A 15,483-nucleotide genomic window follows, 5' to 3' on the forward strand; every position below is an offset into this window, starting at 1 on the left:
AGGCGCGTGCCAGCGCCAAGCGCTGCTGCTGCCCGCCCGAGCGGGTGCGCGCAGGGCGAAGCGCGCACCCGCCCAGGCCGACGGCGTGCAGGGCTTGCTGCGCCCGCTCGCGCGCCTGCCGCCACGGGCGGCCCTGCCACCACAGCGCCAGGGCCACGTTGTGCAGTGCGCTCATGCGCAGCAGATAGGGCTGTTGAAACACGAGCGCCAAGCGCAAGTCTGGCGCGCGCCAGATTTGCCCCTGCTGCACCGGCAGCAGCCCCATGAGCACCCGCAACAGCGTGCTTTTGCCGCTGCCGTTGGCCCCCACGAGGGCGACGCGCTCGCCCACCTGCACCCGCAGGGTCACCCCGCTGAGGGCCGCTTGCGCCGCACGCCCCAGGCGCACGTGCACATCGTCCAGCGCCAGGCATGGGCTCATGCCAACCGCTCCCACGCCGCCGACGGCCCCGCCCAGCGTTGGCTGGCCTGCCGCAGCAACGCCACCAGCGCGTGCAGGCCCAGCACCACCACCAGCAATACCAGCCCCAGCCCCAGCGCCAGGGGCAAGTCCCCCTTGCTCGTCTCCAGCGCAATGGCCGTGGTCATCACGCGCGTGTGGCCCTCGATATTGCCGCCCACGATCATGACCGCGCCCACCTCGGCCACGGCGCGGGCAAAGGCAGCGATCACCACCATCAACAAGGCGACGCGCTCGTCCCACGCCAGCCACACGGCACGCGTGCCGACCCCGGCGCCCAAGGCGCGCAACTGCTCGCCATGGCGCTGCTCCACTTCTTGCACCACTTGGCGCGCCAGCCCCACCACCAACGGCAACACCAGCAGGGTCTGCGCCAGCACCATGGCCGGAAACGAGAACAACCAGCCCCAAAACCCAAGCGGCCCGGAGCGCGACAGCAACAGGTAGACCACCAGCCCCACCACCACCGAGGGCACTGCCATCAGCGTGTTGATACCGATGACGACGACGGCGCGGCCGCGAAAGCGCGCGACCCCCAACCAGGCCCCCAACGGCAAGCCGATGAGGCATGCCAAGGCGCAGGCCGACGCGCTCACCGCCAGCGACCGCCCCACAATCTGCCACAACCGTGCATCGCCCGACCACAACCACTGCCAGGCGATACCCACACTCTCGGTCAACGCACCCATGGCCCGCATCCTAACAAGGATGGGGCGGTAGGTTGGAGCACCGCGTCAGAAGAGCTCGCGCTCGGCCTCCAGATAGGCCAGGCTGGTGTATTTGCCGATGTTGGACTCGAACCCCGCCATGGTGCGCGCGCGCGACGCCACGCGGGGGTCGCGCAGGACGAGTTCCTTGGCACGCTCCAGCGGCACGCCGTCCTTGACGGCCTGCACGCACGGCTCCCAAATGCCCTTGAGGAAAGTGCCGTAGTCGCGCAGCAGCGTCTTGCTGCCGCGCCCATGCCCCGGCCACCACACTTGGTCGCCGGCGGCCTGTTGCAGCGCTTCGTAGTACTTGAACGTCCCCGGGTAGGAGCCATCGTCGATGTTGGCGATGCGGTTTTCCATCGCAATGTCGCCGACATAGGTGAAGCGATCCTGCACCACCTCCACGCACAGATCGGACGGCGTGTGCGCCTTGCCGTAGTGGTGCATGCGCAGGGTGACATCGCCAAAAGTGAACGTCTGCCCGTGCTGCACCGGCCGGTTGGGCGCCACCACCTGTGTGCCCATCGTGGCTTGGTTGGTCCAGCGCTCCATCAAGCTGCGCCACAGGCTGCCTTCGGCCCCTTTGATCTGCTCGATGGTGTGCGGCAAGGCGTAGATTGGCAGCGCCTCGCCGTACGTCTTGACGAAGGCGTGATTGCCCAGCCAGTGGTCGCCGTGGTAGTGGCTGTTGAAGATCGCCACCACGGGCTTGTCGGTCACGGTGCGGATCATGCGGACGACCATCTCGCCGTGCTGCAGCGAGCACCCGGCGTCGAGCATCACCACCCCCACCGAAGTCACGACGAACACCACGTTGGCCATGACGCCGCGGTTTTCTGGGGTGGGAAACCCATCACGGGCGTAGATCTGCCACACGTGCGGCGCGATTTGCTCCGGTTTGATATCCGGCACCGGCGGGCCTTCGATGAAATCCTGCAACTGCTGCGCGAACAGCCGCACCTCGGGCACGGCGGCCAACCCGGCGCCGACCATGCCCGCACCTGCGGTGAGCTGCAGCCAGCGCCGACGCGACAAACCATTCGAAGTCATGTTGCCTCCTTTTCAGCGAGCCCACGGTACGACTCGCCACGATGAGATAATAAGCATACAGCGATAGAAGGCAGCGGTCCACTGCCGCGCGTCTCTCGCGCGGCAGAGGGACGTTAGCGCCCGAAGGCGGAGGCCCCGCCCAACAATGTCCACAGCCCCAGGCCGGCGAAGATGGCGGCGGCCACCCCATGCACCCAGCGAATCGGTATCCGATCGGCCAGCCGATCGCCGACGAACACCGCAGGCACGTCGGCCAGCATCATGCCCAGCGTCGTGCCGACGACCACCAGTAACGGGGCGACATAGTGCACCGCCATCGCCACGGTGGCCACCTGGGTCTTGTCCCCCATCTCGGCCAGGAAAAACGCCACCGCCGTGGCACCAAACACACCGAGCCGTTGCGCGAAGGACACCTCGTCATCGTCCACCCGATCGGGGATCAGCGTCCAGACCGCCATGCCGATGAACGACAAGCCCAACACCCAACGCAGCACCGCCGGCGAAATGGACGCCACGATCCAAGCCCCCAGCGCCCCCGCCAACGCATGGTTGACCACCGTGGCCACCAAAATGCCCCAGACGATAGGCCACGGCCGCTTGAAGCGTGCCGCCAACAAAAACGCCAACAACTGGGTTTTGTCACCCATCTCCGCCAGGGCGACAACGCCCGTGGATACGAACAACGCTTCAAGCATGGGGGATTGCCACCCCTGGGGTGGCCAATCTGGGGAGTGAAGAAACGACGGGGCGGCCCGATCAATGGGCCTCGTTGGCAGGGTTCATGCGCTGGAGACGATCGTCGCGCTCACGCAATAACCAATAGACCACGCCGAGTGCGAGGGTCGCGCCGGCCAGCGCGGCAATCTTGCCCGGGCCGATATCGGGATCCAGAATGACGAACTTACGCGACAGCGCCAGCAACGCGATCAACACGACCGTCTTGACCTGGATGATGCTGTCACGCCGCAGCGCCACGCGGATGATGGAGTGCTTGAACTCCATCGCGATCAGCAGCGTCATGATCATGCCAAAGACCGTCTGGAACACCTTGTGGTCCAACGGATTGAAGGCATCGAGCACGAGCAGCGTAAAGACCACCTGCACCAACTGCAGCAGCGACACCACCACGATGACCGCGATCACCCCGGACAGCGCCAGCGCCACCACCTGCTCGAAGCGCTCGTAAAAACTCATGACGGCCCACTCGCGCCGGAAGGTCTCGAGGGGAGACTCGGGGGACTCTGGAAGATGGGGAGGCTTCATCGGCAGATCTGTCAGTGAACCCATGGGTGCCGCGCATTATCGCCGACGCGCGGGGGTGTGACCTGCCCCCGCCAGCCGTACCATGGTCAACGGGTAAATCTCATCAATTCAGAAGACTGACGGATACGAACGACGCAGGTTCCAGAAACGGTCGGTCGATGCCCCCCTGGACACCCCCATCCTCGAGGATGTCGTCAGGGTCAAACCTGCCGTGCGAGCGGTTCCGATAGCGGATGACGCCAGCCAGGAGTCCGTAGCACCTTGATGAAGCGTCAACCCCGGGCGTCCCCCATCCGTTGGAACGATCAACGGGGGGCAGGTCGAAACCTTTCTCAGTCACTCGCGCAAACCCCCACGCCCGCATCGCCGCGCCGCCAGCAAGGGACGGGTTCGCCGCGGGCGCGGTGGGGGATGCCATCGGCGTCGAGCCGCGCGGATGGGAGCGAAAGGTGTCGTTTTTCTCGTGTGCGTGGCCGGCGGCGCAGCGGCCCATTCTGCAAATACCGCGCAGACGCGCTCGTACCCCATGCGCGCCGTCGCCTTGCCCTCCCCCGCGACCGCCCCCATGCCGCTGCCGCCCGGCCACGCACCGCTACACCATCTGCTCACCACCCATTTGCCCAGACGCCATCGAGAAACACCTCCGTCAGTTCGAGCACCGCGCCGGCGCGACGGTACACGCAGCGTCGCGCGTGGGGCGCGCGGGCATCGGCACCGAGTCGCGCGAAGCGCAAAGGCCCGCGCTCGATGTCGCCGAGCTCGAACAGCAACTCGCCCAAGGGCCGATCGCCCAGCTGCTGCACCTCGCACCACGGGTTGTCGGGGCCCCAGCCGGGAATGCAGGTGCGCGCCGCGATGCGCGGCCGACCCGCCGCGACCAGCCGCACGCACCGCTCCCAGACCGGCCGGCCCTCGGCCAAGCCGGCCGCCGCCTCCGCTCCTCGAGCGCCCTCGAACAAACGCTCCACCGTCACCGGCCCAAAGGCGTCGCGCAGCCGCTGCGTGAGCGAGCCGCGCTCGTTGAGCCACCCGGCCGCTTGCGGCGAGAGCGGCCCAAACGCCTGCGTGGCGTCGTCATACCAAGGCGATCCAGCCGACTGGCGCAATAGGGCCGTGAGTGCATCAGGGTTGAGGGTCATGGGGCATGGGGCAGGCGCGGATGACGGAACAGGGGCCGTACTGTAGGGCAGGCGGCTGGCTGGGCCATCGACAAGCGCGGCCTGGACGTTACGATGCTTGGGTGCGGGGCAGGTCACTGCTGTAGCGAGGAAACCCTGCGGCACAATGCCATCGACACTGTGCTGACCGTCCGCCGCTGATCATGAGCATTCCCAGCTACGACCAGTTCATCGAGCCGATTTTGCGATTTCTTGCGGCGCACCCCGAGGGCGCTCGTGCCCGCGATGCGATGGAGGCGGCAGCCGATGCGCTTGGCCTGACCGAGGCCGACCGCCTGGCGATGCTGCCCAGCGGCATGCAGGCGGTGTATCGCAATCGAGCGGGCTGGGCGCATGACCGTCTCAAGCGCGCGGGGCTCTCTTCGAGCCCGCGTCGTGGCTTTTGGAGAATCACCCCTGAAGGCCTCGCGCTCGCGCAGCATGCCCAGCCTTTACCGCCGGAAGAAATCGAGCGCATCGCGATTGCCAACGTAGACGTGCGCCTACGTACCGGTGCCGAGGGGTCCGCCAAAGAGGGCGACCACTTAGCGCCACCGCAGACCCCCGCGCTGGCAAGCCCGCAGGATCGGCTCGACGGTGCGCTGCAGGAACTGCGCAGTGCCGTCGCTGCCGAATTACTCGAGGCTCTGTCGCGGGTGTCACCCACCGACTTCGAGGGCATCGTTCTCGAACTGCTGCTGCGCATGGGGTATGGCGCGAGCCGCGACGATCTGCAGCGTGTCGGTGGCAGCGGCGACGGCGGCATCGACGGGATCATCTCGCTCGACAAGCTCGGACTCGAGAAGGTCTATGTCCAAGCCAAACGCTGGCAGGGCACGGTGGGTCGCCCCGAAATTCAAGCCTTCTACGGCGCGCTGGCCGGGCAGCGTGCGCGCAAAGGCGTGTTCATCACCACCTCGGGCTACACGGTACAAGCGCTGGAGTTCGCGCGCTCGGTCGAGAACATCGTTCTGGTCGACGGCGCGCGACTGGCTGCGCTGATGATCGAGCACGAGGTCGGTGTGAGCGCGCAGGTGCTCAAAGTGCCGCGCTTCGACTCCGACTACTTCGACGAAGACATTCGCTGAATGTCATCCAACAAAAACGGCGCCTGAAGCGCTGTTTGCGCAGTGCGGCGCCGTCCTCCATCTGGCCGATGCGATGTCGCCCGCGTGGATCTGAGCAATGCGGCCACGGTGCTGGCGCAGTTACCGACGGCCTTCGAGCACTTCAACGAGGTGCATCCGCACTCGTCGTTGAAAATGCGCCCACCCCGAGAGTTTCGGCGGCATCCGGCCGCCCAGGCACGCCGCTCAACCGTCCAGGAAGCGGTGTTACATTGCGAATAGGATGGGGCCGGAGATATGGGGGCAAGATCAGAAGTCACGCCATCACCACTTGCGTGCGCACCTCGACCTTGAGTGCGCGCTTGATGGCTGCAAACACCGCAGAGATGTTGCTCATGGTCGGGTTGCCCGACTGAGACAGCATCCGGTGCAGGCTCTTGGCAGGCTTGTGAATTTCCTCGGCCAGCGCCTCGAAGCCAACTGTGGCGTTCACCAGGTCGCGAAGGATTAGTTTGGCCGATTCGGGCTCACCATTGACGAACAGGGTGATGGCTTCGTCCAGAAGCGCCTGTGCAAAGGCCGGATCGTTTTGCACGCGCGCGGCCACGGTTTCTTTGAAATCACGGGTCAGTGCCATGTTTACTTTCCTTTCTGGGTTGATGTCTTGCGGCGCTTGTAGTCTTCCCACAGCGCCACCGCCTGGTCGATGTCCTGCTGCTGACGCTTCTTGGTGCCGCCACCGATCAGGATGATGATCTTCAGACCATCCTTGGCCAGGTAGATGCGCAAGCCCGGCCCCCAATCGATCTTGTACTCACCGATGCCACGGAACCACTCAACGTTGGACAGGTTGCCCTGTTCCATCCGGCTCACGGCTACGCGTACCTTGGCGGCTGCAACGGCTTCCAGCGATCCAAACCACTCCGCAAAGGGGCTGTCGCCATCGTCCAGCAGTAGTTCTTTGATCTGGTAGCTCATGGTTTGAATGGTAACGTATAAGTTACTATTCTGCCAGCGCGACAGGTTTGATGCCTGGCTGATCGCCTTGGTTGACGATGAACTGCCGAGCGTAAGTTGTTGATTCGTATAGTGCTAAAACTGCGCCTCACCCGCAGGCCAATCAGAGAAAAGAGACGGCACTGGCCGAGAAAGTGGCCAGTGCCGATCGTTTGGGCAGATGGCGGCCCGCCGCACCGGTTGCAGGAACCCCGCGCGACGCGGGAGTTTTCAGCAAGAGAAAGGGCCCGGAGGCCATCCGAGCCCTTGTGTTTGGTGGAGCTGGGGGGGATCGAACCCCCGTCCGCAAGCCTTCTACGCGCAGTTCTACATGTGTAGCCGTCTGTTTTGGGTCTCGTCCCGGGCGTCGCGCAGCGGCACGCTACGCCCGTGACCAGCAACCTTGGATCTCACCGTGCGGCAAGTTGCCCGCCGCACGACCAGCCGAAATGAGTGTTCCTTGCTGCCGGAAAACCTGACGGTCTTCACAGCCCGGCCGCTCGGCCGACCGGTGCAAGGCTCGCCGGATTAGGCGGCGAGGGCGAAACGTTCGTCGTTCGCAGTTACTTTTTTGCTGCGGTTTAACGAGGTGACAGCACCTCGACATGCCCTGCTGCGTGTCCGAACCCACGTCGAAACCAATGCAGCCCCGTGCTTACTTAGTGTACGCCAATTCCAGAAAGTTCAACAGGTCGAGCGGCGCGTCGATCACGGCGTCCGCCCCCCAGGCATCGACATCCGCGCCCACGCCCAGGTAGCCCCAGCGTACCGCCACGGTCGGCATACCGGCGGCGCGGCCAGCCTCGATATCGCGCTCGTCATCACCGACGTAGACGCATGCCTGCGCGGGCACCCCCAGCCGCCGCGCCGCCTCCAGCAGCGGCGCCGGATGCGGCTTGGCGTACGGGGTGGTGTCACCGCCGATGATCGTCGCGGCGGACGCGAACAGCGGCAATGACGCCGTCAGCGGCAAGGCAAAGCGCTCCACCTTGTTGGTCACCACTCCCCACGGCAGCGATGCCTGCGCCAGCGCCTCGATCAGCTCGGGCACGCCATCGAAGGGCTGTGTGCGCCGCCTCATCACCTCGCCATAGAGGTCGAGGTATTCGGTGCGATACGCCTCGTATTCCGGGTGCGCGGGCGTGAGGCCAAAGGCGGCTTCGATCATGCCGCGCGCGCCGCTGCTCGCACGTGGGCGGTAGATGGCCTCCTCCAGCGGTGGCATGCCCCGCCGCTCGCGCATCACATTGGCCGCGTGTCCCAAGTCAGGGGCGGTGTCGAGCAGCGTGCCGTCCAGGTCGAACAACACCGCGCGCAAGCCGGTGCGACCGATCATGCGCCCTCCCGCCGGGTGGCCACCAGGTAATTGACGCTGGTGTCGTCGTGCAGCCAGTAGCGGCGCGTCAGCGGGTTGTAGCCCAGCCCGCGCATCGCCTGGATTTGCAAGCCCGCGCGTCGGCAGTCGGCCGCCAGTTCGCTGGGGCGGATGAATTTTCGGTACTCGTGCGTGCCCCGGGGCAACAAGCGCAGCACATACTCGGCGCCCACGATGGCAAACAGAAACGACTTTGGGTTGCGGTTGAGCGTGGAGAAAAAGACCCACCCGCCCGGCTTGACGAGCGTGGCGCAGGCTTGAACGACGGACGCAGGATCGGGCACGTGCTCGAGCATTTCCATGCAGGTCACGACGTCGAACTGCGCGGGCTGCTCGGCCGCCAGCGTCTCGGCGCTGACGGGGCGATAGCTCACCCCCTGCACGCCCTGCTCCAGCGCATGCAGTTGCGCGACCTTCAGGGCTTTGTCGGCCAGATCGATCCCCAACACCTGCGCCCCTTGCCGCGCCATCGCCTCGGCCAGGATGCCGCCGCCGCAGCCGACATCCACGATGTGTCGTCCCTTCAATGGACCAACCAGCGATTCGATCCAGGCCAAGCGCAGCGGGTTGATCTGGTGCAAGGGGCGAAATTCGCTGTCGGGATCCCACCAGCGGTGGGCCAGTTCGGAAAATTTGGCCAGCTCGGCCGCATCGGCATTCAGCGGGGTGTCCATGCGCCGATTATGGCGTGCCACGACCCACGTCGGCGCGCGCGGACAACAAAAAGCCCCGCCGCAGCGGGGCTCTGGCCGAAGGCGGACCCGAATCAGCGGGTGCCGACCACTTCGATTTCGACGCGACGGTTCTTGGCACGACCTTCGCGAGTGCGGTTGTCGGCCACCGGCTGGGTTTCACCCTTACCCTCCGTGTAGATACGGTTGGCGTCGATACCCTTGCTGACCAGGTAGGCCTTGACCGCTTCGGCGCGGCGCACCGACAGCTTCTGGTTGTAGCCTTCAGGCCCGGTCGCATCGGTGTGACCCACCGCGATCACGACTTCCAGCTTGATGCCCTTGACCTTCTCGGCCAGGTCGTCCAGGCGGGCTTTGCCCTCAGGCTTGAGGACAGCCTTGTCGAAGTCGAAGAACGCCTCGGCCGCATAGGTAACCTTGGCCGGCGCCGCCGGGGCAGGTGCCGGGGCCGGCGCAGGGGCAGGCGCCGGGGCGGGCGCAGCAGCCGGAGCGGGAGCCGGTGCGGGCGCAGGGGCAGGCGCCGGAGCCGGCGCCGGAGCCGGCACGATCGCGCCATCACATCCCTTGGCCGCGGTCGCAGGGGTCCAGCTGGAGTTGCGCCAGCACAGCTCGTTGGTGCCGTTTTTCCACACCAGATCACCGGTGCCGTTGCGCCAGTTGTCGATGGTTTGGGCGCCGGCGCCAGAAGCCATGGCGGCCGTCGCGAACAGCGCTGCGATGCGGGTGAGTTTATTCATTGGATTCCTCTTGGTCTAGGGGACGGATCGTGGATGGATCGAGCCAGTAAAGACCCGTTACCCAAAGGGAATGGGCGAATCGACTGGCTGTCAGTTCATTTTGCCACAAACGAACCGATTGCCAAGCGCCAGCGACGCCCACGCGACCCGCGCGCGTTTTCGTGCCCTCGTCTGTTGCATGCAGGCAACGTTTCGCCCCGCCGAGCGGGCGGCACACGAGCCATGGGCCGGTGATCGTGTTCCTTACAATACGCAGCATCAGTCGCCGGGGCCCTCCGGCGGTATTTGGCGGGTCGCCACGGCCGTGCGGCGCTACCCGCCCTCATGCGGCGTTGCCATGACCTCGTTTGCCAAAGAAACCCTCCCCGTCAGCCTCGAAGAGGAGATGCGCCGCAGCTACCTCGATTACGCGATGAGCGTGATCGTGGGGCGCGCGCTGCCCGACGCCCGCGACGGCTTGAAGCCCGTGCACCGGCGCGTGCTCTACGCCATGCACGAGCTGGGCAACGACTGGAACCGGCCGTACAAAAAGTCGGCCCGCATCGTCGGCGACGTCATCGGTAAATACCACCCGCACGGCGACAGCGCGGTCTACGACACCATCGTGCGCATGGCACAGGATTTTTCGCTGCGCCACATGCTGGTCGATGGCCAGGGCAACTTTGGCTCGGTCGACGGCGACGCCGCCGCCGCCATGCGCTACACCGAAATCCGCCTGGCCAAGATCGCGCACGAGATGCTGGCCGACATCGACAAGGAAACGGTGGATTTCGGCCCCAACTATGATGGCAGCGAAAAAGAGCCACTGGTGCTGCCGACGCGCTTGCCGAACCTGCTGGTCAACGGCTCGGCTGGCATCGCGGTGGGCATGGCCACCAACATCCCCCCGCACAACCTGAACGAGGTGGTGGACGCCTGCTTGCACCTGCTGGCGCACCCGGACGCGTCGGTGGACGACCTGATGCAGATCATCCCGGCGCCGGACTTTCCCACCGCCGGCATCATCTATGGCATTCAGGGCGTGCGCGAGGGCTACCGCACCGGGCGTGGCCGCGTCGTCATGCGTGCGCGCTGCCACTTCGAGGACATCGACCGCGGCCAGCGGCAGGCCATCATCGTCGACGAGATCCCGTACCAGGTCAACAAAAAGGTGCTGCTCGAGCGCATCGCCGAGTTGGTACGCGACAAGCGCATCGAGGGCATCGCGCACATCCAGGACGAGTCCGACAAGTCCGGCATGCGCGTGGTCATCGAGCTCAAGCGCGGCGAAGTGCCGGAGGTGGTACTCAACAACCTGTATAAGCACACCCAGCTGCAGGATACGTTCGGCATCAACATGGTGGCGCTGGTCGATGGCCAGCCCAAGCTGTGCAACCTGAAGCAGCTGCTCGACATCTTCCTGCAGCACCGGCGCGAGGTGGTGACGCGGCGCACGGTGTTCGAGCTGCGCAAGGCGCGCGAGCGTGGCCACGTGCTCGAAGGCCTGGCGGTGGCGCTGGCCAACATCGACGAGTTCATCCGCATCATCCGCGAAAGCCCGACCCCGCCGGTGGCCAAAACCGAGCTGATGGCGCGCCGTTGGGACAGCGCGCTGGTGCGCCAGATGCTCACCCGCGCCCGCGCCGACGGCAGCGTGGTCAACGCCGATGACTACCGCCCCGAGGGCCTGCCGCGCCAGTACGGTCTGCAGTCCGACGGGCTGTACGCGCTGTCGGAGACGCAGGCGCAGGAGATCCTGCAGATGCGGCTGCAGCGCCTGACCGGTCTGGAGCAGGACAAGATCGTTGCTGAGTACCGGGAGGTCATGGCGCAGATCGACGACCTGCTCGACATCCTGGCGCGGCCCGAGCGGGTCACCGCCATCATCGGTGACGAGCTGCGCGCCATCCGGGCGGAGTTCGGCCAGAGCAAGGCCGGCGCCCGCCGCAGCCACATCGAACACAACGCGCAGGAGCTCGACACCGAGGACTTGATCGCGCCGCAGGACATGGTGGTGACACTGTCGCACGCGGGCTACATCAAGAGCCAGCCGCTGTCAGAGTACCGCGCGCAACGCCGCGGCGGGCGTGGCAAGCAGGCCACCGCCACCAAGGACGACGACTGGATTGACCAGCTCTTCATCGCCAACACGCACGACTGGATTCTGTGCTTCAGCAACCGCGGGCGGCTGTACTGGCTGAAGGTTTGGGAGGTCCCCGCCGGCGGGCGGGGCGCGCGCGGGCGGCCGATCGTCAACATGTTCCCGCTGGCCGAGGGCGAGAAGATCAACGTGGTGCTGCCGCTGACCGGTGAGTTCCGCAGCTTTCCGCCCGACCACTATGTGTTCATGGCCACGGCGCACGGCGTGGTCAAAAAGACGGCGCTGGACGAGTTCAGCAACCCGCGCAAGGCGGGCATCATCGCCGTCGACCTGGACGAGGGTGACTACTTGATCGGCGCGGCGCTGACCGACGGGCGGCACGATGTGATGCTGTTTTCGGATGCCGGCAAGGCGGTGCGCTTCGACGAGAACGACGTGCGCCCGATGGGCCGGCAGGCGCGCGGCGTCAAGGGCATGGCGCTGGAAGAAGGCCAGCGCGTCATTGCCATGCTGGTGGCCGAAGATGAGAGCCAGAGCGTGCTGACCGCGACCGAAAACGGCTATGGCAAGCGCACCTCCATCACCGAGTACACGCGCCACGGCCGCGGCACCAAGGGCATGATCGCCATCCAGCAATCGGAGCGCAACGGGCGCGTGGTGGCGGCCACCCTCGTGCGGCCGGAGGACGAGATCATGCTCATCACCGATCGCGGCGTGTTGGTGCGCACGCGGGTGGCCGAAATCCGTGAGATGGGCCGCGCCACGCAGGGTGTCACACTCATCAGTCTGGACGACGGCGACCGCTTGAGCGGCCTACAACGCATCGCCGACAGCGACGCCGGGGACGACCCCGCGGCCGATGTCGAGCCGGTGGAGACCTGACGCCATGCCCCGCCCCTACAACTTTTCGGCCGGGCCCGCCACCATGCCCGAGCCCGTGCTGCAACAAGCCGCCGCCGAGATGCTGGACTGGCATGGCTGCGGCATGGGTGTGATGGAGATGAGCCACCGCGGCGTGCACTTTGGCGAAATCCTGGCGCAGGCCGAGGCCGACTTGCGCGCGCTGCTGGCCATCCCGGCGCACTTCAAGGTGCTGTTTTCGCAAGGCGGCGCGCTGGCGCACAACGCGATGGTGCCGCTCAACCTGGCGGGCCGACACCCGCAGCGCGCCATCGACGTCGTCGTCACCGGTGCGTGGAGCCAAAAATCGGCGCAGGAAGCGCGTCGCTACGGCGATGTCCACATCGCCGCCAGCGGCCAGGCCGAAGGCTTCGTGCACATCCCCAACCCCGCGACCTGGCAGCTGCGCACCCAGCCCGCCTATGTGCACCTGTGCAGCAACGAGACCATCCACGGCGTGGAGTTTCACACCCTGCCCGACTTGGCTGCGCTTGGGTGCGACGCACCCTTGGTGATTGATTTTTCTTCGCACGTGCTGTCGCGACCGATCGACTGGTCGCGTGTGGGGCTGGCCTTTGGTGGGGCGCAAAAAAATATCGGGCCCGCAGGGCTGACGCTGGTCGTGGTGCGCGAGGATCTGCTCGGCCACGCCTTACCTATCTGCCCAACCGTATTCGACTATCGGGTGTTGGCTGAGCAACAGTCCATGGCGAATACGCCACCCACTTATGCCATTTACATGGCCGGGCTGGTGTTTCGCTGGCTACTGGCACAGCAAGAAGACGGCCTGCAAGGCGTAGCCGCCATGGAGGCGCGGGCGTGCAAACGCGCCCAACGGCTGTACGACTGCATCGACCGCTCGGCGCTGTACATCAACCCGGTTGATCCCTCGTGTCGCTCGCGCATGAACGTCCCGTTCTTTCTGCGCGGCGACGATGGGCAACCGCTGCGCGATGCCTCTCACCCGCGCAACCAGGCGTTTTTGCAAGGGGCCCAGGCGCGCGGACTGCTGCAGCTCAAGGGCCACAAGTCGGTGGGAGGCATGCGTGCCAGCCTCTACAACGCCATGCCGATGGCGGGGGTGGAGGCGCTCGTCGAGTACATGCAAGAGTTCGAGCGCCGCGCGTAAATTGCGGCGAACGCACCGCCACCGTCTTCTATGACCGAATCCACCCCCCCAACGAGCCCCCCCGGCCAACCGGTGCCGCCCGTCGCCAGCCCGCGCCTGCTGGCGTTGCGGCAACAGATCGACGCCATCGACCACCAACTGTTGGCGCTGCTCAATGAGCGTGCGCGCATCGCCCAGCAGGTGGGCGAGGTCAAACGCGCCGAGGGTTCGCCCTTCTTCCGGCCGGATCGGGTGGCCCAGGTCATCGCCAACATCGAAGCCGCCAACCGCGGCCCCCTGCGTAACCAGCACGTGGCCGCCATCTGGCGCGAAATCATGTCCGCCTGTCTGGCGCTGGAGGCGCCCCTGCGCGTGGCGGTGCTCGGCCCCGAGGGGACGTTCTGTGAACAGGCCGCGATCGATTACTTCGGTAGCGCGGCTGACCTGATCTACTGCCCCAGTTTCGACGAGGTCTTTCATGCCACGGCGGCGGGCACGGCCCAGTTTGGCGTAGTGGGGGTAGAAAACTCCACCGAGGGCGTCGTGGCACGCTCGCTCGACTTGTTCCTGCGCTCGCCCGTGCACATCGTGGGCGAGATCAGCCTGCTCGTGCGCCACAACCTGCTACGGCAGTCGCCCAGCCTGGAGGGCATCGAGGTGGTGATGGCGCACCCCCAGGCGCTGGCCCAATGTCAGGGCTGGCTGTCGACCCACCTGCCGCACGCCGAGCGGCGGGCGGTGAGCAGCAATGCCGAGGGCGCGCGCCTGGCCACCACGAATCCGGCCTGGGCGGCGATCGCCAGCGAACGCGCCGCCGCGCAGTACGCCCTGCATATCGTGGCCCATGCCATCCAGGACGAAGCGTACAACCGCACGCGCTTTGCCATCATCTGCCTTCCACAAACCATGGCCATGCCGGCAGCCAGCGGACGCGACTGCACCAGCATCGTGGTGTCGGTGCCCAACCGCCCCGGGGCGGTGCACGACTTGCTCAAGCCGCTCAAGGAACACGGCGTGTCGATGACTCGCTTCGAATCACGGCCCGCCAAGTCCGGGCAGTGGGAGTATTACTTCTACATCGACATCGCCGGCCATCCGTCACAGCCGCACGTGGCCGCCGCGCTGCAAGAGTTGCAGGGCCTGTGCGCGTTCTACAAGATGCTGGGCGCGTACCCGGTGTCGGAGTAATACCGCCATGCCCGCCCTCACCTGCGACCGCGCGCCACCGACCGACGGACACGACCCGGCCCCTACATTCGAGCAACTGGCCGTCATCGGCTGCGGCCTGATGGGCGGCTCGTTTGCCTTGGCACTCAAGGCGGCCGGGCTGGTGCAGCGCGTTGTCGGTTATGCCCGCTCGCCGCAAACGCTGGCGCGCGCCCGCGCGCTGGGCGTCATCGACGTCGAAGCGCCATCGGCGCTGCTGGCGGCATCGGGTGCCGACTTGGTACTGGTGTCGGTGCCGGTGGCGGCCACCGGCGACACGCTGCGCGCCATCCGCCCGCTCATTGGCCCCTCGACGCTGGTGATGGACGTGGGATCGACCAAGGGCGACGTGGTGGCGGCCGCCCGCGACGCGCTGGGCGAGCGGCTGGCCCAGTTCGTCCCCGCCCATCCGATCGCCGGCAAAGAGCGCGCGGGGGTGGAGCACGCCAGCGCCGACCTGTACCGCGGCTGCCAGGTGATCCTGACGCCGGTGCCCGAAACCGACCCGGCGCTGCTCGCGCGCGCCCGCGCCCTGTGGCAGGCGCTGGGGGCGCGCGTGCGCACCCTCTCGCCCGAGGAGCACGACGCCGCCTATGCCGCGGTGAGCCACCTGCCGCACCTGCTGGCCTTTGCCGCCGTGCGGGCGCTCGCCCAGCAACCGGGGGGGGCGCAATACCTGTCG

At 66.4% G+C, this 15,483-nt stretch carries 16 protein-coding genes, 1 other RNA gene and 1 pseudogene; 6 read left to right on the plus strand and 12 right to left on the minus strand.

The window, feature by feature from the left end:
• The 6 genes from Q0716_RS00315 to Q0716_RS00340 all read right to left on the minus strand — a co-directional run.
• On the minus strand, nucleotides 1-421 hold a 421-nt coding region (locus Q0716_RS00315), incomplete at its 3' end, for an ATP-binding cassette domain-containing protein (protein ID WP_299018444.1).
• On the minus strand, nucleotides 418-1,149 hold the full coding sequence (locus tag Q0716_RS00320; protein WP_299018446.1) for an ABC transporter permease: 732 nt from the start codon (nucleotides 1,147-1,149) through the stop codon (nucleotides 418-420). The genes Q0716_RS00320 and Q0716_RS00315, both read right to left, overlap by 4 nt.
• 45 nt (nucleotides 1,150-1,194) lie before the next feature.
• Nucleotides 1,195-2,220 carry an MBL fold metallo-hydrolase gene (locus Q0716_RS00325; protein WP_299018448.1) on the minus strand — a complete coding sequence of 342 codons (1,026 nt, stop codon included), beginning with the start codon at nucleotides 2,218-2,220 and terminating at the stop codon, nucleotides 1,195-1,197.
• A gap of 113 nt (nucleotides 2,221-2,333) precedes the next feature.
• Nucleotides 2,334-2,915 (minus strand): TMEM165/GDT1 family protein, encoded by a 582-nt coding sequence (locus Q0716_RS00330; RefSeq protein WP_299018450.1) that lies wholly within the window; start codon nucleotides 2,913-2,915, stop codon nucleotides 2,334-2,336.
• Nucleotides 2,916-2,976: 61 nt separating this feature from the next.
• Nucleotides 2,977-3,414 (minus strand): phosphate-starvation-inducible PsiE family protein, encoded by a 438-nt coding sequence (locus Q0716_RS00335; protein WP_299018476.1) that lies wholly within the window; start codon nucleotides 3,412-3,414, stop codon nucleotides 2,977-2,979.
• 674 nt (nucleotides 3,415-4,088) lie between these two features.
• A complete protein-coding gene (locus Q0716_RS00340; RefSeq protein WP_299018452.1) occupies nucleotides 4,089-4,622 on the minus strand; it encodes a chorismate lyase in 534 nt (177 codons plus the stop codon).
• Between the two features lie 182 nt (nucleotides 4,623-4,804).
• Between Q0716_RS00340 and Q0716_RS00345 the strand changes: the two genes are divergently transcribed.
• Together Q0716_RS00345 and Q0716_RS00350 are read left to right on the plus strand one after the other, a co-directional pair.
• Nucleotides 4,805-5,728 (plus strand): restriction endonuclease, encoded by a 924-nt coding sequence (locus Q0716_RS00345; RefSeq protein WP_299018455.1) that lies wholly within the window; start codon nucleotides 4,805-4,807, stop codon nucleotides 5,726-5,728.
• 75 nt (nucleotides 5,729-5,803) lie between these two features.
• Nucleotides 5,804-5,989 (plus strand): annotated as a pseudogene (locus Q0716_RS00350) (integrase core domain-containing protein); the annotation flags it as partial.
• A 34-nt stretch (nucleotides 5,990-6,023) separates the two neighbouring features.
• Here the strand turns inward: Q0716_RS00350 and Q0716_RS00355 are convergent.
• From Q0716_RS00355 to ompA, 6 genes are all read right to left on the minus strand, one after another.
• Nucleotides 6,024-6,344 carry a transcriptional regulator gene (locus tag Q0716_RS00355; protein ID WP_299018458.1) on the minus strand — a complete coding sequence of 107 codons (321 nt, stop codon included), beginning with the start codon at nucleotides 6,342-6,344 and terminating at the stop codon, nucleotides 6,024-6,026.
• 2 nt (nucleotides 6,345-6,346) lie between these two features.
• A complete protein-coding gene (locus Q0716_RS00360) occupies nucleotides 6,347-6,685 on the minus strand; it encodes a type II toxin-antitoxin system RelE/ParE family toxin (RefSeq protein WP_299018460.1) in 339 nt (112 codons plus the stop codon).
• A gap of 292 nt (nucleotides 6,686-6,977) precedes the next feature.
• Nucleotides 6,978-7,354: a transfer-messenger RNA gene (ssrA, locus tag Q0716_RS00365) on the minus strand.
• 4 nt (nucleotides 7,355-7,358) lie between these two features.
• Nucleotides 7,359-8,039, minus strand: coding sequence for an HAD-IA family hydrolase (locus Q0716_RS00370; protein ID WP_299018462.1), 681 nt, complete (start codon nucleotides 8,037-8,039; stop codon nucleotides 7,359-7,361).
• On the minus strand, nucleotides 8,036-8,752 hold the full coding sequence (gene ubiG, locus Q0716_RS00375) for a bifunctional 2-polyprenyl-6-hydroxyphenol methylase/3-demethylubiquinol 3-O-methyltransferase UbiG (protein ID WP_299018464.1): 717 nt from the start codon (nucleotides 8,750-8,752) through the stop codon (nucleotides 8,036-8,038). Before ubiG ends, Q0716_RS00370 begins: the two co-directional genes overlap by 4 nt.
• A 92-nt stretch (nucleotides 8,753-8,844) precedes the next feature.
• Nucleotides 8,845-9,507 carry an outer membrane protein OmpA gene (gene ompA, locus Q0716_RS00380; RefSeq protein WP_299018466.1) on the minus strand — a complete coding sequence of 221 codons (663 nt, stop codon included), beginning with the start codon at nucleotides 9,505-9,507 and terminating at the stop codon, nucleotides 8,845-8,847.
• A gap of 337 nt (nucleotides 9,508-9,844) precedes the next feature.
• On the opposite strand from ompA, the gene gyrA reads away from it, so the two are divergent.
• The 4 genes from gyrA to Q0716_RS00400 all read left to right on the plus strand — a co-directional run.
• A complete protein-coding gene (gene gyrA, locus Q0716_RS00385; RefSeq protein ID WP_299018468.1) occupies nucleotides 9,845-12,469 on the plus strand; it encodes a DNA gyrase subunit A in 2,625 nt (874 codons plus the stop codon).
• A 4-nt stretch (nucleotides 12,470-12,473) separates the two neighbouring features.
• On the plus strand, nucleotides 12,474-13,616 hold the full coding sequence (serC, locus tag Q0716_RS00390; protein WP_299018470.1) for a 3-phosphoserine/phosphohydroxythreonine transaminase: 1,143 nt from the start codon (nucleotides 12,474-12,476) through the stop codon (nucleotides 13,614-13,616).
• Between the two features lie 30 nt (nucleotides 13,617-13,646).
• Entirely contained in the window at nucleotides 13,647-14,783 is a 1,137-nt protein-coding gene (pheA, locus tag Q0716_RS00395) for a prephenate dehydratase (protein ID WP_299018472.1), read from the plus strand.
• Nucleotides 14,784-14,790: 7 nt separating this feature from the next.
• Nucleotides 14,791-15,483, plus strand: a 693-nt coding sequence (locus Q0716_RS00400) for a prephenate dehydrogenase/arogenate dehydrogenase family protein (RefSeq protein ID WP_299018474.1), incomplete at its 3' end; no start/stop codon positions are given.

The sequence above is a fragment of the uncultured Tepidimonas sp. genome, assembly GCF_938045175.1.
In the GTDB taxonomy this organism is placed as follows: Bacteria; Pseudomonadota; Gammaproteobacteria; order Burkholderiales; family Burkholderiaceae_C; genus Tepidimonas.